This is a genomic window from Desulfuromonas carbonis, assembly GCF_054658035.1.
The window spans coordinates 706,726-724,656 of sequence record NZ_BAAHXR010000002.1 but is presented as its reverse complement, the minus strand read 5'-3'; the positions used below and the strand labels follow the sequence as shown (position 1 = coordinate 724,656).

The window sequence follows — 17,931 nt, the reverse complement described above, 5'->3', positions numbered from 1 at the left end:
CAACCCTGTTGCCACGCCGGGAACACCCCGGCGTTTTTTCATTTCCGGAGACCTTGATTAATGCCGCAACGCCTGCAAAAGTTGATCGCCGCTGCCGGACTGGCGTCGCGGCGAACTGCCGAAGAGTGGATCGCCGCCGGGCGGGTGAGCGTCAATGGTGTCATCGCCAGTCTCGGCGACCGCGCCGATCCGGCGCTGGACACGATTCTCATCGACGGGCAGCCGCTAGCCGCCGCCGAAGCGCACCATTACCTGCTCCTTTTCAAGCCGGTCGGTTATGTCACGACCCTGCAGGACCCGGAAGGGCGCCCGACGGTTTGCGACCTGGTCCGGCAGGTTCCCGGGCGCCTCCATCCGGTGGGACGTCTCGATCTGACTACCGAAGGTCTCCTGCTTTTGACCAATGACGGCGCACTGACCCAGCATCTGGCCCACCCCCGCCACCAGGTCGACAAGACCTACCTGGTTCGGGTGCGCGGGCAGGTTGCACCGGAGACCCTGCGTCGTCTCGCTGGCGGGGTCGTGCTCGAAGATGGCCCGACGGCGCCGGCCAAGATCGCCAAGGTCCGCTTCAGTGCCGGGCATACCTGGTTCGAGATCACCATCCACGAAGGGCGCAATCGCCAGGTGCGGCGTATGTGCGAAGCGGTCGGCCATCCGGTCAGCCGCCTCAAGCGGGTGCGCTTTGCCTTCCTCGACCTGGCGGGACTGCGTCCCGGCGAGTTCCGGCCCCTGACGGCAGAGGAAGTCTCACGATTGAAAAGGCTCTGACTTCTGCCATAATCGGACTGCCGCGCCGTGGCGGCTCCCCCCGCGGTCGGGACCGGTTCGGGGATTCCGCTGCACCTCATGCCGGCGCTCCCGCAAACCTGGCCACAAGACCTTCTCCGCGGCGCATTTCCGGCCTTCGGGCGGTTCTAAAATGCTGCATTCTCAAGGAAATTCCGCCCTCTTTGACCTTGACAGGTCTGCTGGGATTGGTTTAGATTCAATGCTTATTTGTGCTGTTTTCTCCTTAATGGGTGGCCATTTTGTCGAATAAGGAAAAACTCCTCGCATCGGCGCAGAAATACCTGGCAAAGGGCCAGGTCGCGCGCGCCATCAAGGATTATCAGAAAATTGTCGAGCTCGATCCGCGCGATGTGCGAAACCGGCAGAAACTCGCCGAGCTCTACAGCCGTGACAACCACCCCGCCGAGGCGGTTGAAGCTTACGAGGGAGTCGCCAAGCATTACGCTGAAAATGGCTTCTACCTCAAGGCGATTGCCGTCTACAAGCAGATGCAGAAGCTCGAACCGACCCGGGTCAGCATTTATCACCGACTGGCCGAGCTCAACGAAAAGCAGGGCCTGGTCGGCAACGCTCTTGCCGAATATCGCAGTCTGGTCGCTTATTACGAGAAGAACGGCATGCTTCCCGAGGCGATCAATGTCTTGCAGAAGATGCGCGAACTGGAGCCGGAAAACCTGAATATCCGGGTCAAGATTGCCGAGACTTTTGCTTCGGGAGGGCTCAAGGAAAAGGCCCGGGAAGAGTTCCTGGAAATTCTCAACCTGCTGCACCAGAAACAGGACTTTGCCCGGATTCTCAAACTCTATGAACTCTTTCTCCCCCGCTTCAACGGGGATATCGATCTGGAGATCGGCCAGGCCGAGACCCTGATTGCAAAGGGCGACATCGACCAGGGCCTCGATAACCTCAAGGGCTTGCTCAAGAAGGCCCCGGACAGCACCGAGATCCTGCTGGTGCTGGCCCATGGCTACCATAGCAGGGAAGATTTTGAAAACGAACGCCTGACCTACCAGCACCTGCTGAAGAATGCTCCCGATGAGCTGGAATTCCGCGAAGGGTATATCCGCGCTTGCCTGAACCAGGGCGACTCCCCGCGGGCGCTCGATGAGCTGGAGGACTGGAAAGAGACCTTCTTCGCTGCTGGCAAGGTGGCGTTGCTGAAAGAGTTTTATGAACGGCTGAAAGACGCGCACCTTGATGACGATCGGGTCATGAAGACCCTGCACTCCATTTACGAGTTGACCGGGGAAGGGGAGAAACTCTTTGCGCTGATCTCTGCCATGCCCGCCGCTGTCGACGGTTTCGATACCGGCAGCGAGAACGAGGAGGGGGAGGAGATCCTCGACGGCTCCATCCTCGAGGAGGCGGTGGAAGACCTTGAAGAGCTCGAAACCATCGACGAGATCGAGCCACCGCAAGACGTCCCTGATCTGGACCAGGCAGCGACCGAAGCGGAGCTGACCCAGGAGGTTGCCGAGGAAGCACAGGAAATTCCCCTCGAGTTCCTCGAAGGGGTTGGCGAGCTGGTTTTCGATGACCCCGTCATCGAGGACGAGCCGGTTGCGGCCGATGCGGTCCCGACCGCTGGCGAGGAAGGGACGGTTGCTGCCGAGGACGATCTGGAACTGGAACTCGAACTCGACCTGGAGCTGGACGAGGAGTTGCAGCCCGTCGCCGAGGAGGTTGACGCTCCCTCTCTCGAAACCTTGTCCCCCCTGGAAGAACTGGAGCCGGTCACCGAAGTCGCGATGGACGAAGAGACCGGGTTTGCCGAAGTCGAGCTGGAGCTGGAGGAGGACGCCCTCCTGCCGGCCGAGCCCGAACCTGAATCCGGACCGGAATCCGAACCGGAAGCGATCGTGGAGCCGGATGCCGAGACCTTGGCGAAAGCCGCTGCCCAGGCGATCCGGGCCGACCTTGAGGAAGCTGAATTCTACTTTCAGCAGGGATTGTACGACGACGCCACGCGGGTTTTGGGTGGTTTGCTGGCGACCGCTCCTGATTGCGCGGAAGCTCATGCAAAGCTGGCCGATATTCGTACCCTCGTTGCGGCCCAGACTGTTGCCGAAGAAGCGCCCCCGGAAGCACCGGCCGGAGACTATTTCGACCTGGCGGGTGAACTTCGTGCCGAAGCCGAAGGTCCTGTCGCGGCAGAGCGTGGGGAGGGCGCGCCAGGGTTCCAGTTTGACGGGAGTCTCGCCTCCGGAGCCGGCGAAGGGGTTGACCAGATCGACCTCGAGGATGCCGAGTCCCATTACAACCTCGGCATCGCCTACAAGGAGATGGGGCTGACCGACGATGCCATTGTCGAGTTCGACAAGGCGGCACGCAGTCCTGCCCGGGCGCTTGACGCGATCACTCTGAAGGGGATCTGCCTGGTCGAAAAGGGGGAGCATGCCGAGGCAGAACAGACTTTCATTGCCGGGCTCGGCCGGCTGCGCCTCTCCAAGGACGAGGCGGCCAGTCTGCGCTATGAACTCGGCCTGCTTTACCAGGACTGGCAGCGGCCGCAGCAGGCGCTGGAAGCCTTTGAAGCCGTTGCGGCTGAGGACCACTTCTACCGGGATGTCGGCGAAAAGGTGGCTGCATTGCGGGCTGAACTCGGGGTAGTCGACGGGGAGTCAGCCGGCAGCGCTGCCGCTAACGGGAAAAAGAACCGGGTGTCCTATCTCTAGCTCTGACCTTTCGCACCCGCCAGGAGTTTTTTCATGAGCTACATCGAGCATTACAGCTTGGAACGGGAACCCTTTTCCAATGCTCCGGATGCCCGTTTCTACTACAACAGCGAACGCCACAGCCAGGCCTTGCTGCGCCTGATGTACGCCGTCGATTCCAACAAGGGACTGGCCGTTCTGGTTGGCGGCGTCGGTACCGGCAAGACCACCCTTGCCCGCCGCATGCTCGACAGCCTGCCCGAGCAAAAGTATGAATCCTCCATGCTCGTCATGGTCCATTCCGGCATCACCCCGGAGTGGATCCTGACCCGGATTGCCCTGCAGCTGGGGGTTGCCAATCCTGCCAGTGACCGCCTGGCCGTTCTCAAGCAGCTCTATGATCGCCTGCTGCAGATCGACGAGGCCGGACGCCGGGCAGTGGTGCTCATCGATGAAGCGCAGATGCTGCAAAGTCGCGAATTAATGGAAGAATTTCGCGGTCTGCTGAACCTGGAACTCCCGGGCAAGAAGCTCCTCAACATCGTTTTCTTCGGCCTCTCCGAACTGGAGGAATGTCTGAAGCTGGACGAACCCCTGGCCCAGCGGGTGGCCGTCAAATATCACCTCAAGTCCCTGACCATTGACATTACCGAGTCCTACATCAAGCACCGGCTCCAGGTTGCCGGGGCCAAGCGGATGCTCTTTGCCGGCGACAGTATCGGCCTGATCCACGGATATACTGGCGGGGTTCCGCGCCTGATCAACACGGTCTGCGACAATTGCCTGTTCGAAGGGGCGCTGCGCAAACAGGCGACCGTCGATGCGAGCATCGTGCACAGCGTCGCCGAGGATCTCGGCCTGTTGCGGCAGGATTCCGCCGCACCGGTAGCGGGGGACAGCCGCAGCGAACTCGATGAAATAGAAAATATGCTGGATCGCCTGGAACAGAAGTTCTGACGGCCTGCCAGGCAGCCACACATATGCAAACGGCCGGGGCTCCCCGGCCGTTTGCATTTCCCGACCACGTTCGCCCGGAGAGGGATGATGACCAACAGGATCCGCATTCTCGAGGAGAATCTTTGCAACAAGATTGCCGCTGGCGAAGTGGTGGAACGGCCGGCGTCGGTCGTCAAGGAGCTGCTGGAGAATGCCCTTGACGCCGGCTCCACAGAGCTCTCCATCGAGGTGGAACAGGGGGGGAAGGGGCTGGTCCGGGTCAGCGACGATGGTGAGGGGATGGACCGCGATGATCTGCTCCTCTGTGTCGAACGCCATGCCACCAGCAAGATTGCCAGCGACGACGACCTCTTCCGTTTGCGGACCTTCGGGTTTCGCGGTGAAGCCCTGCCGTCGATCGCCGCCGTCTCCCGACTGACCCTGAGCAGTCGTACCGCTTCCGCCGAGGCGGGCTGGGAAGTCTATCTCGAGGGGGGCGTTGTGCGCCGCTCAAACGCCGTCGGGCTCCCCTGCGGGACGGTGGTCGAAGTCCGCAACCTCTTTTTCAATACTCCGGCGCGGCGCAAGTTCCTGCGTCGGGACGAGACCGAACTTGGCCATATCGGCGATGTCGTCACCAAGCTGGCGCTGGCCAATCCCGAGGTCCGGTTTCGCCTGCAGCACAATGGCCGTACCCTGATCGACGTCTACCGCAACCATAGCCTGGAGGAGCGGGTTGCCGCGCTGCTCGGCAGGCCGCTGCTCAAGGATCTGCTCCCCCTTTGCCAGGACGGGGAGGGTCCCTTGGCGCTGCACGGGCTGATCGCCCAGCCCGGGCAGAACCGGTCGACCTCCAATACCATATTCACCTATATCAACGGGCGCTATATCCGTGACCGGGTGGTTCAGCATGCCGTCATGGAAGGGTATCGCAACCTCTTGCTCAAAGGGCGTTACCCGGTGGTGGTCCTCTTTCTCGATCTCGATCCGGAGTTGGTCGATGTCAATGTGCACCCGACCAAGCATGAGGTCCGCTTCCGCGACCAGCGCCAGGTCCACGAGTTCATTGTTGCCAGCCTGCGGGCAACCCTGCGCCCCACCGGCTGGCTCGGCGCCCCATCGGAAACCGTTGCGGCGCCAGCCGGAATTACGGATCCGCCGAGTGCCGCCGCTGCCGCCGTCGGCCGCATCGAAGAGGCGCTGCAGGCCTATGCCACCAGAAGCGGAACTTCCGACCTCTTTCCCCAGCGACCCCAGGCACCCCCGGCACCCCAGTCGTGGCCCTTGCCCATGGCCGCCGACAACGAGCCGCCGGCAAGGTTGCCACCGAGCCCGGAGGGATACTTCGCTTCGCTGGCGATCATCGGCCAGTACCGACGCAGCTACCTCCTCTGCCAGGATGGGGATGACATGGTGCTGATCGACCAGCATGCGGCCCACGAACGGATCGGTTTTGAACGGCTCAAGGCACAATTCCTTGCCGCGGGTATCGAGCGCCAGCTCCTCCTCTTCCCGAGTCTGCTCGAACTCGATTTCCGGGAAGCGGCCTGGCTTGGCGAGCATCTCGACGATCTCGCCCGGCTCGGCTTCGAGATCGAGCCCTTCGGCGGCAATGCCTTTGTCGTCAAGGCGACGCCGCAGTTGCTCGGCGAGGTCACGGTAAATGACCTGATCCGGGACGTCGCCGGCGAACTCGCCGCTCTCGGCAACAGCGGTCTGCTGGAAGACGCTCTCGACAAGGTACTGATCCGCATGGCCTGCCACGGCATGTTGCGCGCCAACCAGACCCTCAGCCCGGCCGAAGGTCGGGCCCTGCTGGAAGACCTCGACCGTGTCGATTTCCGCGGCAACTGCCCCCACGGCCGGCCCGTGATGAAGCGGTTGACCCTGGCTGAGGTCGAACGGATGTTCAAACGGAGCTAGCAGGCTGATGACGGAAATGGCACCTGCCAACGGGAAGCAGACTCCCGTCGTGGTCCTCTGCGGGCCGACAGCTTCCGGCAAGAGTTCCCTCGCCCTTGCGCTGGCGGCGCACTGGCCGCTGGAGATCGTCTCCGCCGATTCCCGCCAGGTCTATCGCGGCATGGATATCGGCACCGCCAAGGCGAGCGCTGCCGAGCAGGCTCTGGTTCCCCATCATCTCCTCGATGTCGCCGACCCGGACCAGGACTTTTCCGTGGCCGATTTTCTCTCCCTGGCACGCCAGGCAATCGCGGCCATCGGAGAGCGCCAGAAAGTGCCGTTGATTGTCGGTGGTACCGGCCTTTATCTGCGCGCCCTTACCGCTGGCCTGCTCGACCTTCCCGGCGCCGACCCAAAGCTGCGCGCCGCCTTGGCTGCCGAAGAGGAAGACTCGGGCCCCGGAACCCTGCACCGCCGCCTGGCGGCGGTCGATCCGGTCGCGGCGGCGAATACGCCGCCGCGCAACCTGGTGCGGATCATCCGCGCCCTCGAGGTCTGGACCCTGACCGGAGTTCCGATCTCCCGTCATCAGGCGAGCCACGCCTTTGCCGAGCAGCCCTATCGCTGCTTCAAGCTCGGCCTGGCACCCCCCAGGGCGGAGTTGCTGCAGCGGATCGAGCAACGGGTCGATGCCATGCTTGGCGCCGGACTGGTCGCCGAGGTGGCGGGCCTTCTGGCCGCGGGCTACGGGGAGAATCTCAAGGCGCTGCAGACCATCGGTTACCGGGAGGTGCTGGACTATCTCCACGGCCGATGCAGCTCCGCCGCGATGCGGGAGCGAATCATCATCAATACCAGGCGTTATGCCAAGCGGCAGCTCACCTGGTTCCGGAGAGACAAATCAATTATTTGGGTTGATTCCTCGCGAGAGTCTGCTAGAATCCTGTCGTTATTTGACGATTTTATGCCCCAATGAAGGAGCGGACATGGCCAAGACACCATTCAATATTCAGGACCAATATTTAAACCAGGCCCGCAAAGAACGGGTTCGCGTCACCATCGTCATGATGTCCGGCGAGAAGCTGGAGGGGTATATCAAGTCCTTCGACAGTTTCTGTGTTCTGATCGAAAGCGGCGGGGATATCCTGCTCTACAAACACGCGGTTTCGTCCATCACCTCCAGCGACGGGTCTTTCCGGCTGCACGGCGGGAAAGACTGACCAGCCCGCACGGGCGGCTGACAGCGCACGGCACGACAGGTCCCTGCCTGGATGGGTCAACCTCCCGGCAGGGACTTTTCCGTTTGCGATGGGGAAGCCGCGCAGCAAAAGCCCGACGTCCCGTAACGATCCGTCTCCCGGTCAGCGCCGCCGGTTTGCTGCGCGACAGCCTGACCTCCTCGGCCCTTTCGACCCGCGGCAAAGGCATCCGATCCGATGCTTGAAATCCTCGCTGTAACCCCTGGCAGTATTGCCGCTGAACTCGAACTGGAAGCGGGTGACTTCCTGCTTACCATCAACGGCCACCCGCTGCGGGACCTGGTCGATTATCTGGTGGCCGAAGCCGAAGAAGAGCTGCTCCTCGAAGTGCAGAAGAAGAACGGCGAACTCTGGGACCTGGAGCTGGAGAAGGATGCCCCGCAGCCCCTGGGACTGGAACTGGAGCACCCGCAACCGACCCAGTGCGGTAACAACTGCCTTTTCTGCTTCGTCCACCAGCTTCCGCGCGGCATGCGTCCGACCCTCTATGTCAAGGACGAGGACTTCCGTTTCTCCTATCTCTATGGTGCCTATGTCACGCTGAACAATGTGGCCGAGGCGGAGATTCACCGCATTATCGATCAGCGGCTGTCGCCCCTCTACGTTTCCGTGCATGCCACCGATGACCGGGTGCGGCAGGCCCTGCTCGGCCATCCCGGTCCTTCGATCCGGGAGCTGCTGCAGCGACTGACGGGCGCCGGCATCGAAATCCACGCCCAGATCGTACTCTGCCCGGGGATCAACGACGGCACGGTCCTCGAACAGAGCATCCGCGAGCTGCAACAGCTTGCCCCCGGGGTCAAGAGCCTGGCGGTGGTCCCGGTCGGCCTTACCGGGTATCGGCAACGCCTGCCCGCCCTGCGCCCTCCCGACCGCAGCGAGGCCGCGGCGATCCTTGCCCTGATCCATGATTGCCAGGAACAATTCCTGGCTCAGATCGGGACCCGCTTTGTCTTCGCCGCCGACGAGCTCTACCTCAAGGCGGAGCAGGAGGTGCCACCCCTTAGCGCCTACGAGGAGTTGTTCCAGCTTGAAAATGGCGTCGGGCTGCTCGCCCAGTTTCGCGCTGAAGCGGCCGAGGTGCTGGCGGAGGCCGGACCGCTCGCCAGTGACCCCGTCGCCGTCGTCACCGGTGCATCGGCCTGGGGGGAAGTTAAGCGTTTTGTCGATGCGCTGGCTGCCGCCACGGGCGTGACGATTCGGCTCTACCCGGTCGCCAACCGTTTTTTCGGTGGCCATGTGTCGGTTGCCGGGCTATTGACCGGCGCCGATCTTTTGGCGGCGCTGAAAGGGAAGGACCTCGGGCGCATCCTACTCCTTCCCGCGGTGATGCTGCGCGAGGAAGACAGTCTGCTCCTCGACGATATGGCGCTCAGTGATCTGGAACGGGAACTGGGCGTGCCGGTACGCGTTGTCGGCGCCTCCCCCTGGGGACTTCTCGATTTTCTCGAGGAGTTCTCCGCCGGGCGGGAATAGCCCTGGTTAGTCCCGGGCCGGCCGCCAGACTGGTGGTCCGGGCCGGTTAACGAACAGCTAACTCGGCGCCCCCCGGGCGCGAGCAAGGAGCAAGGACGATGGCAGAATTAGACGATGTCTTGCGGCGGGGCCGCGAAGCCCTGGAAACCGGCGATTATCCGAGCGCCATTGCTGAACTGCGCCAGCTGACGCGAAGCGCCCCGGAAAACGCGGAAGGGTGGCAATTGCTGGGGGAGGCCTATGCCGAAACCGGGCGCCTGCAGGAGGCGATCGAGGCCTTGCTGACGGCAAGCAAGCTCGCGCCCGACGACCTCGACCTCCTCTTTGCCCTCGGTGATGCCTACTTCGAGAAGAACGATTTGGCCAAGGCCCTTGCCACCTACCAGGCCATCCTCGATCGCGACGGCGAAGAGGCCGATGCCCTGGTCAGTATCGGCCTGGTGCACTTCAACCAGGAGCAGTTCGCCGAGGCGGTCGCCTGTTATCGCCGGGCCCTCGAAATCGACCCCGAGTCCCTGTTCGCCCTCAACTCCCTCGGGGATGCCCTCTTTGCTCAGGGGGACGCTGGGGCTGCCCTCGAAAGTTTCCGACGCGCCCTCGAACTCGACCCGGAGGATGCCCAGGCCCACTACAACCTCGGCGAAATCTACTACGAGCGGGGCGAGCTGGCGGCTGCCGAAACCGAATGCCGGGCCGCGCTGCGCTTCGACCCCGGGCATGCCTTCGCCTGCCTGACCCTCGGGAACATTTTTCTTGACCAGGAGCAGCCCCGGGAAGCCCTGCACTTTTTCCAGGAATTTCTGCTGCGGGAGCGCTCGCCGGCGGCGGCGGAGATTCGCGACGAAGTCGCCGCAGTGATCGCGGGGCTCAAGGACGAACTCTAACCGGGGGAGGGGGGAGGGACGATCATGGTACGCGGATTTGCCGTGCTGCTCGGTCTGCAGTTTCTCGGGGAAGTCCTGGCGCGGGGCCTGGGTCTCCCCATCCCGGGGAACGTCCTCGGGATGGGCCTGCTGCTGATCGGCCTGCTCCTTGGCTGGATCGAGGAGGGCTCGATCCGAGACGCCGCCGAACTCCTCCTCTCCCACATGGCCCTGCTCTTCGTTCCGGCCGGGGTTGGTGTCATGGTCTACTTCGACTTGCTGCGCCGGGAGTGGCTGGCGATCATCGTCGCTCTGGTAGTCAGCACCTTCGTCGTCATGGCCGTCACCGGCTGGACCGAGGCCTGGCTGGAGAAGCGGGGAGGGGCCCATGTGGATTGACCTGCTGCGCACCCCCCTGTTCGGCGTCGGGCTCACCCTGCTCGTCTTCTTCCTGGCGCAACGGCTCTACCAGAAGAGTGGGAGCATCCTCTTCAACCCGGTGGCGATCGCCATCGCCGCGATCATCGCGCTGTTGCAGCTCGGTGGAATCAGCTACCAGGACTATGCCCGCGGCGGCGACCTGCTCCTCTTCCTGCTTGGTCCCTCGGTGGTCGCCCTCGGCCTCCCTCTTTACCAGCGGCGCCGGGAGATCCTCGCCCGGAAGCTGCCGATCCTGGCCGGCGTCACCGCCGGCGCGCTGACCTCGATTGTCACGGCATCGGGGCTCGCCTGGCTGCTCGGCGGCAGTCGCGAAGTGATCTGGTCCTTCGCCCCCAAGTCGGTCACTACCCCGATCGCCATCGGCATCGCCGAAAAGGTCGGCGGTCTGCCGCCGCTGACCGCGGCCATCGTCGTCATCACCGGCTGCGTCGGTGCCATCTGCGGCCCGGAATTCTGCCGCCTGATCGGACTGCGCCACCAGGCCGCCATCGGCCTCGCCGTCGGTACCTCGGCCCATGGTATCGGCACCGCCCGCATGCTCGAAGTCGATCGGCTCGGCGGGGCGGTCGCCGGACTGGCGATCGGCCTCAACGGCCTGATCACCGCTTTTCTGGTGCCGCTGGTCTATCTGCTCTTTGGTTGAGCGGCAGGCAAAAGAAAAGAGCAGATGCCTGCGCACCTGCCCTTTTCCTTGCTGTTGTTGTGGCCCGGATTACTTCTTCTTGGCCGATGCCTTCTTGGAGGCCTTGAGCGGGTTGACCTTGGCTTCGACGGTCTTGATTTCGACCTTGCGGTGGGTCGCCATGTTGCAAAGGCCGGCTGCCCATTTACGCTCCGGAGCCGGGGCGACGGAGCAGACTTTGCCGATGGTCCCCTCGACGATGCGATCACAACCTTCGCACTCGGCGACCACGTTCTGGCAGCTGCTGCCGTTGAAGTTACAACCCTGCTTAGACCAGAAGGTACACTCGGTACCGGGAAGAACGGTTTGACATTGCATCTGCGGTGCCTCCTTGCGTTTGCGGTTTCGGTGACAAAAAAAGATTATCAGGGAACAGCCGGAAAATTGTCAACAAAAATTCTTTATCGGGCCAGCATTTCCCTTGACCCTGTCACCAGGCATTGGCTACCGTAACAACAGGAGGCAAATGATGACCACCCGGTCCTGGGAAGCGAAATGCCGGCGCTGCGGGCGCTGCTGTTATGAGAAGATCGAATTCGAGGGGACGGTTTACTATACCGACCAGCCCTGCGAATATCTCGATCGCGAAACCCGTCACTGCACGGTTTACCGGCGGCGCCATGAGCTGCGCCCGGACTGCGCCCCCCTGACGCCGCGCCTGCTGCGCCAGGGCCTGCTGCCGGGCGACTGTCCCTACGTCGCAGCGATTCCCGGCTATTGCGGGCCGCAACTCTGGGACGAGGAGGAGATTCCCTGAACCGCCGGCTGTGCCCCGGTGGTGGCTGTGGTATGCTTTCCGGCGATGGTCCCGTGATCACTGCTGGCACTCACATTGAACTGGAGGAGACTTTTTATGCGGATCACCTTTGGCACTTCGGGCTGGCGCGGCATCTTCTGTGAAGATTTCACCTTCGAAAACGTCAAGATCGTCAGTCAGGCGATTGCCGATCACCTGCAGGCGCTCGGTACCGCCAGCCGCGGCGTGGTGATCGGCCACGACAGCCGTTTCATGGGCGAGCGGTTCGCCCGGGAGACTGCCCGCGTTCTCGCCGGGTCCGGAATCCACTCCTTTCTCTGCGATCGCGATACGCCGACCCCGGTCATTGCCTTCGAAATCATCCGCCGTCAGGCCGCCGGGGGGATCAACTTCACCGCCAGCCACAATCCGCCCGAGTACAACGGTCTCAAATTCTCTCCAGAGAGCGGCGGGCCGGCCCTGCCCGAGACGACCCGCGATATCGAGAAGCGGGCCAATGCCATGCTCGGCGAAATCTGCTACCGGGAAATGGACCTGAAATCGGCCTGCCAGGCCGGGCTGGTGGAAGAGATCGACCCCCGTGCCGACTATTTCGCCCGCCTGCGGCAATTGGTCGATTTTGCCGCCATCGCCAGGGCGGGGATGACCATTGCCGTCAATCCGATGTATGGTGCCGGACGGGGCTACCTCGATGTTCTGCTGCAGGAGGCGGGAGTTGAAGTGGTTACCCTCAATAACCACCGCGACCCCTATTTCGGCGGCCTGCCGCCGGAGCCATCAGCCGAGCATATCGAGGATTTCATCGACCTGGTCCGCAGCGATGCAAAGATCCGCATCGGGCTGGCGACGGACGGTGACGCCGACCGCTACGGGATTGTCGACTTCGACGGCAGCTTCATCGAACCGAACTATATCCTCGCCCTGCTCTTCGACTTCCTGGTGCGGGTCAAGGGGAAGAACGGCGACATCGCCCGCTCCGTCGCCACCTCGCATTTCGTCGATGCCGTCGCCCGCCATCACGGCTTGCAGGTGCTGGAGACGCCGGTCGGTTTCAAGTACATCGGCGAGTACATCAGCCAGGACCGCATCCTCATCGGCGGCGAGGAGAGCGCCGGGCTGACCGTGCGTGGCCACGTTCCCGACAAGGACGGCATTCTCGCCTGTCTGCTGGTGGCCGAGATGGTGGCGGTGGAAGGAAAGTCGCTGGGGGAGCTCCTCGCCGATCTCTACCGGCGGGTCGGTGAGTTCCACACCCGGCGCGAGAATATCCACCTTTCGCCGGAGCTGGAGGCGGGGTATGGCGCCAAGGTCGCCACTCCTCCGGCCGAGATTGCCGGCAAAAAGGTCGAGCAGGTGATCACCATTGACGGTGTCAAGCTCCTCTTCCGTGACGGTTCCTGGGTACTCTTTCGCAAGTCGGGGACCGAGCCGGTAGTCCGGGTCTATGCCGAAGCCGACAGCGCATCGGAACTGGAGCGGCTGCTGACCGCCGCTGCCGACTTCGTGCGCAGCTGATCCGGGGAAATTTTCGAGGAAAACGACAAGGGCGGAGCCATCTGGCTCCGCCCTTGTCGTTTTGCAGGAGAGGTCGGCACGCGACCGGCAATGGTCCGCCTCAGGAAAAGCCGGAACCGGACGGGGCGGCGCAGCAGGCGTTGTCACTGGTATCTATTTCAGTTCCGGAATGCAAGGGTGATTGGAACGGGGCAGGGCGGTTTGGGGTATACAGGATGGGGTATACAGGATTGCTCCCGGGGGCCGGCTGTGTTAGCTTTTTCGCGCCGGCCGGTCTGCCGCCGCATCCCTTGAGGAGGTCATTGCCATGCTGGTCACCCCTGCTACCGTTGCCGCCCGCTACCGCGCCGAAATCCGCCAGGAAATCCGTGCCCTGGCAACCGAACTGAAGGTGGTCGGTTTTCTTGCCGGCGACTATGGGCCGTCATTGACCTATGCCGAGTATACCCGCAGTGCCTGTGCCGATCTCGGCATCGTCTATGAGCTGCGCATCCTGCCGCGGCTCAAGCTGGAGCAGGGGATCCGTCAGGCCAATGCCGACCCGACGGTGCACGGCATCATGGTCTACTACCCGATCTTCGGCAACGAGCAGGATCGCTACCTCAAGGACCTGGTCGATTATCGCAAGGATATCGAGGGGCTGGGCGCCTACTGGATCGGCAAGCTTTACGAGAATGAGCGCCTGGTACGCGGCGCCGAACAGAGCGGCAAGGCGGTGGTCCCCTGCACCGCCCTCGCCATCCTCAAGGTTCTCGAGGCCAACGGCGCCTACGGCGCGAGCGGCACCCGGCCTGCCGAGGGCAAGACGGTGGCCATCTTCAATCGCAGCGAAGTGGTCGGCCGGCCGCTGGCGGTGATGATGTCCAACGACGGCGCGCGGGTCTTCTCCTTCGATGAGCAGGGGCCGCTCCTCTACCGCGACGGCCACGCCGAAGAGACCGAAATCAGCCGCAGCGAGGCTCTGCGGCAGTCGGACCTTGTCATCACCGGCGTCCCCAGTCGCAGCTTCCCGAAGATCCGCCTGGAGGAACTCCCGCCTCATGCCATCTGCCTCAACTTCGCCACCGTCAAGAACTTCGCGCCGGAGGTGGAGGAAGAGGCCGAACTCTTCATCCCCCGGGTCGGCCCGGTGACGGTGGCGATGTGCATGCGCAACACCCTGCGCCTCCATCGGACCTACGGCGTGCGTTGAGACGGGCGCTGCGACCCCTCGTTATTTCTTCAATTCCTCCACTGCGCCGCCGGCCGCTTTCCAGGCCTCGAAACCGCCCGCGATGTGGCAGACGTTCTCCAGCCCCATCTGCTGGGCGACCTGGGCTGCCAGGGCCGAGCGCCAGCCGAGGTTGCAGTAAAAGACGAAGCGCCGCTCCTCGGTGAAGAGGGGCTTGTGGTAGGGGCTCTGCGGATCGATCCAGAATTCGAGCATCCCCCGCGGGACATGCCGGGCGCCAGGAATTTTCCCTTCCCGCTGCAGCTCGCGGATATCGCGCAGATCGACGAAGAGGGTTTCTTCCCGGCTGGCGGCGTCCAGCGCCTGGGCTGCGCTGATGGTTTCGATCTCCGCCTCAGCGCGGCGCACCATCTCTTTAAAACCGACCTTTATCTGCATGGTTGGACTCCTTTTCTGATAATTAAGGTTAAGGGCGAAAGGGGCCTTCGCAGATTGTTTCGGCCAGGGGACGCCGGTCATTGGGCATCTCCTTGGCGCGTAAATTTTCGGGCAGGGAGTCCTTCTCTCCCGGCATCCCGACCGCCACCATCGCTTCGACCTGGTAACCTTCCGGGACGGCGAGAACTGTCCTGGCCCGTTCGTAATCGAACCCCTGCATGCCATGGGCGACATAGCCGCGCAGCAGCGCCTGCAAGGCGAGGTTCTCCCAGGCGGCGCCGGTATCGAAAGAGTGGGTGCGCGCCGGCTTGCCGTTGTGATCGAAGGTCGTCTTCGACAGGAAAAGGAGCAGGGCAGCCGCATTGGCGGCCCAGGCCTGGTTCGACTCGACCAGCAGGTCGAGAAAAAGCGGCCAATGCTCGCTCTCCCGCCGCGCGAAGAGGATGCGCCAGGGCTGGTTGTTGAAGGCTGACGGCGCCCAGCGCGCCGCCTCGAACAGGATCATCAGCTCTTCTTCCGGGATCCCCTCCCCGGACATCGCCCGTGGCGACCAGCGGTCGAGAAATAGGTTGTCCACCGGGTAGTCGGCCCGCCTCTGCTTACTCCCTTTTTCCATCCTCGTCTCCTTTTCCGGGCCAGTTCCGGGTCCCGTTGGTTTTCTCCCCATTATACGGTCCTGCTGGCGGATTGCCTGGAATTTGCAACCGCACGGCCTTTTGCCATGAAGGTTTCTGCACGGCGACGGGCCATCCTGTCGGGGCGCGGTTGTAAACTGCAGGCAGGATAAAGCAATCAAACAACTACGTTCCCCCCATAACCACGCCGGGCTATCAGATAATTGTCAGAGTTGCCAAGGTAGGATAACGGTCTCAATGCGAGGAAGTTCCTTTCACCGCAGCAGGAGGGGGAGTGGATGGACAAAGAAGAAGGCACCTTGGCGCCAACCGAAGGGCAGCCACCCAAACTTCTCGACCGGTTGAGCCACGAACTGCGGGCCCGTCATTACAGCCGCAGGACCGAAGCAACCTACCGCGAATGGATTCGGCGCTACATCTTCTTTCACGGAATCCGCCATCCTGGTGAGATGGCCGAGCCGGAGATCAATGCATTTTTGACCCACTTGGCCGTCGACAAGAAAGTCAGTTCCTCCACTCAGAACCAGGCATTGGCCGCCCTGTTGTTCCTTTACCGTCATGTCATCGGCCAGGACGTGGGAGACCTGGGGGACGTCATTCGTGCCCGAAAGCCGACCAGGCTTCCGGTCGTGATGACCCGCGAAGAGGTGAAGATCGTTCTGGACCACCTGGAAGGGGACAAGTGGCTCATGGCCACGCTGATGTACGGGGCCGGGTTACGCCTGATGGAATGCGTGCGATTGCGGGTACAGGACATCGATCCACCGCGCAGGGAGGTTCTGGTCCGGAATGGCAAGGGAGCGAAGGATCGCATCACCATGTTGCCGGAGGCTCTCGATGGGCCACTCCAGGAACATCTCGCCAAGGTCAAGATCATCCATGAAAAGGATCTGGCCGACGGCTGGGGAAGGGTGCAACTGCCGGAGGCGCTCGATCGGAAATACCCCAATGCCCCAGCGGAGTGGCGCTGGCAATGGGTCTTTCCCCAGGAGAAGCGTTGGACCAACCCGAAAACCAGGGAGCAGGGGCGTCACCACATCGATGCCTCTCTGGTTCAAAAAGCAATGCGCATTGCCGTTAACCAGGCAGGCCTGGTCAAACGGGCAACCTGTCACACCTTCCGGCACTCGTTCGCAACGCATCTTTTGGAAAGTGGATACGACATACGAACGGTTCAGGAACTCCTCGGCCACAACGACGTAAAGACCACCATGATTTATACGCATGTCCTCAATCGCGGGCCATCAGGAGTAAAAAGCCCCATGGACGGCCTCTGATATCTTAGGACTGCCGGGCGTCTTATACGGATCCGTATAAAACTCCGTCATAAGACGTTGTTGGTTGAAATTGCCTGCGGATTAAGCTATTTGTAACCCGTTCGACAATTTGCAAAATTGTGGGATTTTGGCCATCGGGGCCAAGCCCGGCGTCTTATACGGATCCGTCTAAACACTGTTCTGTCATCGAGGGAAGGAATTGATGAGAAGTCTCTTTGTGTGTCTCGCAAAACTACTTGGGCTGCTACAGGTCTACTGGTCACTCACGTATCTAACGAGCGTCAGTGCCGCACTGAAAGCGATGACAAGAATCCCAGGCGCTCAGGGTCAGGGTTCGGCAATGTATGCCGTCGGCCTTGTGGTTTTCGTAGTCGCATCATTCGGACTGGCTTGGGTGCTCATGTTCAAGACTCAGTGGCTTGCCGACCGGCTCAGAATCATTGAGCAAGGCGCGCCAGTTGGACTGGATGCTGGCGCGACCCTACGGACAGGAATTGCCCTTGTCGGAGTATTCACATCTGTGGAGGCAATCCCTGAACTGATCAAAGCGCTCTCTGAATGGATGACACATGCCTACTCAAGCAATTCACTCGCTCACGCAATGTCAAGGCAGATGCTGTGGCAAACGCGGTACAGTGAACTTTGGACGAGCGTATTGCCTACCGCCATTCAGTTTGTCCTCGGCATCTTCTTGATGCTCAAGTCAAACACCGTGGCTAAATGGATCACGAGAGAGACAGAACAACACGTTCGACAGGTATCCTCTGAAGCCGCGCCGAGCGCGCCTCCAGACGAACCGTCAACGTGAACGTTAGGCCCCATGCCCACCACGATGCGCGGGGCAGGCTGCATCGCAACACCATCGGCCACTGCCTTCAGCAGTGCCATGTACCGCGCGTCCACCCCGCAGGCCATCCTTGACAAGCCTAGAAGATGATGTTTACTTCATGAAAGATTAGCGATCAAACCTCCGATAATGGCAAACCCGGAGAAATCCGGCGACGCAAAGCCATGGGTCCTCGGTACCGCATCCTGCGGGACCCGGATCGCCAGGTTTCCGACGAGGGAGATCCGATGCAGGTGCCTGGAACCGTTGCCAGCACTCAACCCGTTTCGGTGTTGAGTGCTGTTTT

At 62.1% G+C, this 17,931-nt stretch carries 18 protein-coding genes and 1 riboswitch; of the genes, 15 read left to right on the top strand and 3 right to left on the bottom strand.

Annotated elements, in window-relative coordinates; all coding sequences use genetic code 11:
- Positions 1-60: 60 nt before the first annotated feature.
- The 10 genes from ACYQ8E_RS05730 to ACYQ8E_RS05685 all read left to right on the top strand — a co-directional run bounded on the left by ACYQ8E_RS05730 (position 61) and on the right by ACYQ8E_RS05685 (position 10,966).
- Positions 61-771: a pseudouridine synthase gene (locus tag ACYQ8E_RS05730; RefSeq protein ID WP_066727601.1), complete on the top strand. Its 711-nt coding sequence runs from the start codon at positions 61-63 to the stop codon at positions 769-771.
- A 260-nt stretch (positions 772-1,031) separates the two neighbouring features.
- Complete coding sequence (locus ACYQ8E_RS05725; RefSeq protein ID WP_066727600.1) at positions 1,032-3,467, top strand: tetratricopeptide repeat protein; 2,436 nt, start codon at positions 1,032-1,034, stop codon at positions 3,465-3,467.
- Between the two features lie 33 nt (positions 3,468-3,500).
- Positions 3,501-4,403, top strand: coding sequence for an ExeA family protein (locus ACYQ8E_RS05720; RefSeq protein WP_066727599.1), 903 nt, complete (start codon positions 3,501-3,503; stop codon positions 4,401-4,403).
- Positions 4,404-4,490: 87 nt separating this feature from the next.
- Entirely contained in the window at positions 4,491-6,305 is a 1,815-nt protein-coding gene (gene mutL / locus ACYQ8E_RS05715; RefSeq protein WP_066727598.1) for a DNA mismatch repair endonuclease MutL, read from the top strand.
- A gap of 16 nt (positions 6,306-6,321) precedes the next feature.
- Positions 6,322-7,260, top strand: coding sequence for a tRNA (adenosine(37)-N6)-dimethylallyltransferase MiaA (gene miaA, locus ACYQ8E_RS05710; protein ID WP_066729805.1), 939 nt, complete (start codon positions 6,322-6,324; stop codon positions 7,258-7,260).
- Between the two features lie 10 nt (positions 7,261-7,270).
- Positions 7,271-7,504, top strand: a complete 234-nt coding sequence (gene hfq / locus ACYQ8E_RS05705; RefSeq protein WP_066727597.1) for an RNA chaperone Hfq — start codon at positions 7,271-7,273, stop codon at positions 7,502-7,504.
- A gap of 216 nt (positions 7,505-7,720) precedes the next feature.
- The gene (locus tag ACYQ8E_RS05700) at positions 7,721-9,019 is read left to right on the top strand and encodes a DUF512 domain-containing protein (protein WP_066727596.1); all 1,299 of its coding nucleotides are present in this window, start codon (positions 7,721-7,723) and stop codon (positions 9,017-9,019) included.
- A gap of 98 nt (positions 9,020-9,117) precedes the next feature.
- On the top strand, positions 9,118-9,903 hold the full coding sequence (locus ACYQ8E_RS05695; protein WP_066727595.1) for a tetratricopeptide repeat protein: 786 nt from the start codon (positions 9,118-9,120) through the stop codon (positions 9,901-9,903).
- Positions 9,904-9,927: 24 nt separating this feature from the next.
- A complete protein-coding gene (locus ACYQ8E_RS05690; RefSeq protein WP_066727594.1) occupies positions 9,928-10,281 on the top strand; it encodes a CidA/LrgA family protein in 354 nt (117 codons plus the stop codon).
- On the top strand, positions 10,271-10,966 hold the full coding sequence (locus ACYQ8E_RS05685) for an LrgB family protein (RefSeq protein WP_066727593.1): 696 nt from the start codon (positions 10,271-10,273) through the stop codon (positions 10,964-10,966). Before ACYQ8E_RS05690 ends, ACYQ8E_RS05685 begins: the two co-directional genes overlap by 11 nt.
- A 69-nt stretch (positions 10,967-11,035) precedes the next feature.
- Here the strand turns inward: ACYQ8E_RS05685 and ACYQ8E_RS05680 are convergent, their stop codons facing one another.
- Positions 11,036-11,323, bottom strand: coding sequence for a PxxKW family cysteine-rich protein (locus ACYQ8E_RS05680; protein ID WP_066727592.1), 288 nt, complete (start codon positions 11,321-11,323; stop codon positions 11,036-11,038).
- A 148-nt stretch (positions 11,324-11,471) separates the two neighbouring features.
- Here ACYQ8E_RS05680 and ACYQ8E_RS05675 point away from each other — a divergent pair, with 148 nt between their 5' ends.
- From ACYQ8E_RS05675 to ACYQ8E_RS05665, 3 genes are all read left to right on the top strand, one after another.
- Positions 11,472-11,762 (top strand): CxxCxxCC domain-containing protein, encoded by a 291-nt coding sequence (locus ACYQ8E_RS05675; protein ID WP_082820313.1) that lies wholly within the window; start codon positions 11,472-11,474, stop codon positions 11,760-11,762.
- Positions 11,763-11,858: 96 nt separating this feature from the next.
- Positions 11,859-13,277 carry a phosphoglucomutase/phosphomannomutase family protein gene (locus tag ACYQ8E_RS05670; protein WP_066727590.1) on the top strand — a complete coding sequence of 473 codons (1,419 nt, stop codon included), beginning with the start codon at positions 11,859-11,861 and terminating at the stop codon, positions 13,275-13,277.
- A 307-nt stretch (positions 13,278-13,584) separates the two neighbouring features.
- Positions 13,585-14,469 (top strand): bifunctional methylenetetrahydrofolate dehydrogenase/methenyltetrahydrofolate cyclohydrolase, encoded by an 885-nt coding sequence (locus ACYQ8E_RS05665; RefSeq protein ID WP_066727589.1) that lies wholly within the window; start codon positions 13,585-13,587, stop codon positions 14,467-14,469.
- A gap of 21 nt (positions 14,470-14,490) precedes the next feature.
- Here ACYQ8E_RS05665 and ACYQ8E_RS05660 read toward each other — a convergent pair whose 3' ends face one another.
- Both ACYQ8E_RS05660 and ACYQ8E_RS05655 read right to left on the bottom strand, forming a co-directional pair.
- On the bottom strand, positions 14,491-14,880 hold the full coding sequence (locus ACYQ8E_RS05660) for a rhodanese-like domain-containing protein (RefSeq protein ID WP_459860490.1): 390 nt from the start codon (positions 14,878-14,880) through the stop codon (positions 14,491-14,493).
- 34 nt (positions 14,881-14,914) lie between these two features.
- A complete protein-coding gene (locus tag ACYQ8E_RS05655; RefSeq protein ID WP_082820312.1) occupies positions 14,915-15,502 on the bottom strand; it encodes a nitroreductase family protein in 588 nt (195 codons plus the stop codon).
- 297 nt (positions 15,503-15,799) lie between these two features.
- On the opposite strand from ACYQ8E_RS05655, the gene ACYQ8E_RS05650 reads away from it, so the two are divergent.
- Positions 15,800-16,798, top strand: coding sequence for an integron integrase (locus ACYQ8E_RS05650; RefSeq protein WP_066727587.1), 999 nt, complete (start codon positions 15,800-15,802; stop codon positions 16,796-16,798).
- 202 nt (positions 16,799-17,000) lie between these two features.
- Positions 17,001-17,606, top strand: coding sequence for a hypothetical protein (locus tag ACYQ8E_RS05645; RefSeq protein ID WP_459860388.1), 606 nt, complete (start codon positions 17,001-17,003; stop codon positions 17,604-17,606).
- A 160-nt stretch (positions 17,607-17,766) separates the two neighbouring features.
- Positions 17,767-17,860, top strand: a riboswitch (cyclic di-GMP riboswitch).
- Positions 17,861-17,931: the final 71 nt, after the last annotated feature.

What these genes read in the sequence shown, in the direction of transcription:
- ACYQ8E_RS05730 (WP_066727601.1), top strand. Translation starts at nt 61, where the DNA reads ATGCCGCAACGCCTGCAAAAGTTGATCGCCGCTGCCGGACTGGCGTCG.
- ACYQ8E_RS05720 (WP_066727599.1), top strand. Translation starts at nt 3,501, where the DNA reads ATGAGCTACATCGAGCATTACAGCTTGGAACGGGAACCCTTTTCCAAT.
- mutL (WP_066727598.1), top strand. Translation starts at nt 4,491, where the DNA reads ATGACCAACAGGATCCGCATTCTCGAGGAGAATCTTTGCAACAAGATT.
- miaA (WP_066729805.1), top strand. Translation starts at nt 6,322, where the DNA reads ATGGCACCTGCCAACGGGAAGCAGACTCCCGTCGTGGTCCTCTGCGGG.
- hfq (WP_066727597.1), top strand. Translation starts at nt 7,271, where the DNA reads ATGGCCAAGACACCATTCAATATTCAGGACCAATATTTAAACCAGGCC.
- ACYQ8E_RS05700 (WP_066727596.1), top strand. Translation starts at nt 7,721, where the DNA reads ATGCTTGAAATCCTCGCTGTAACCCCTGGCAGTATTGCCGCTGAACTC.
- ACYQ8E_RS05695 (WP_066727595.1), top strand. Translation starts at nt 9,118, where the DNA reads ATGGCAGAATTAGACGATGTCTTGCGGCGGGGCCGCGAAGCCCTGGAA.
- ACYQ8E_RS05690 (WP_066727594.1), top strand. Translation starts at nt 9,928, where the DNA reads ATGGTACGCGGATTTGCCGTGCTGCTCGGTCTGCAGTTTCTCGGGGAA.
- ACYQ8E_RS05685 (WP_066727593.1), top strand. Translation starts at nt 10,271, where the DNA reads ATGTGGATTGACCTGCTGCGCACCCCCCTGTTCGGCGTCGGGCTCACC.
- ACYQ8E_RS05680 (WP_066727592.1), bottom strand. Translation starts at nt 11,323, where the DNA reads ATGCAATGTCAAACCGTTCTTCCCGGTACCGAGTGTACCTTCTGGTCT.
- ACYQ8E_RS05675 (WP_082820313.1), top strand. Translation starts at nt 11,472, where the DNA reads ATGATGACCACCCGGTCCTGGGAAGCGAAATGCCGGCGCTGCGGGCGC.
- ACYQ8E_RS05670 (WP_066727590.1), top strand. Translation starts at nt 11,859, where the DNA reads ATGCGGATCACCTTTGGCACTTCGGGCTGGCGCGGCATCTTCTGTGAA.
- ACYQ8E_RS05665 (WP_066727589.1), top strand. Translation starts at nt 13,585, where the DNA reads ATGCTGGTCACCCCTGCTACCGTTGCCGCCCGCTACCGCGCCGAAATC.
- ACYQ8E_RS05655 (WP_082820312.1), bottom strand. Translation starts at nt 15,502, where the DNA reads ATGGAAAAAGGGAGTAAGCAGAGGCGGGCCGACTACCCGGTGGACAAC.
- ACYQ8E_RS05650 (WP_066727587.1), top strand. Translation starts at nt 15,800, where the DNA reads ATGGACAAAGAAGAAGGCACCTTGGCGCCAACCGAAGGGCAGCCACCC.
- ACYQ8E_RS05645 (WP_459860388.1), top strand. Translation starts at nt 17,001, where the DNA reads ATGAGAAGTCTCTTTGTGTGTCTCGCAAAACTACTTGGGCTGCTACAG.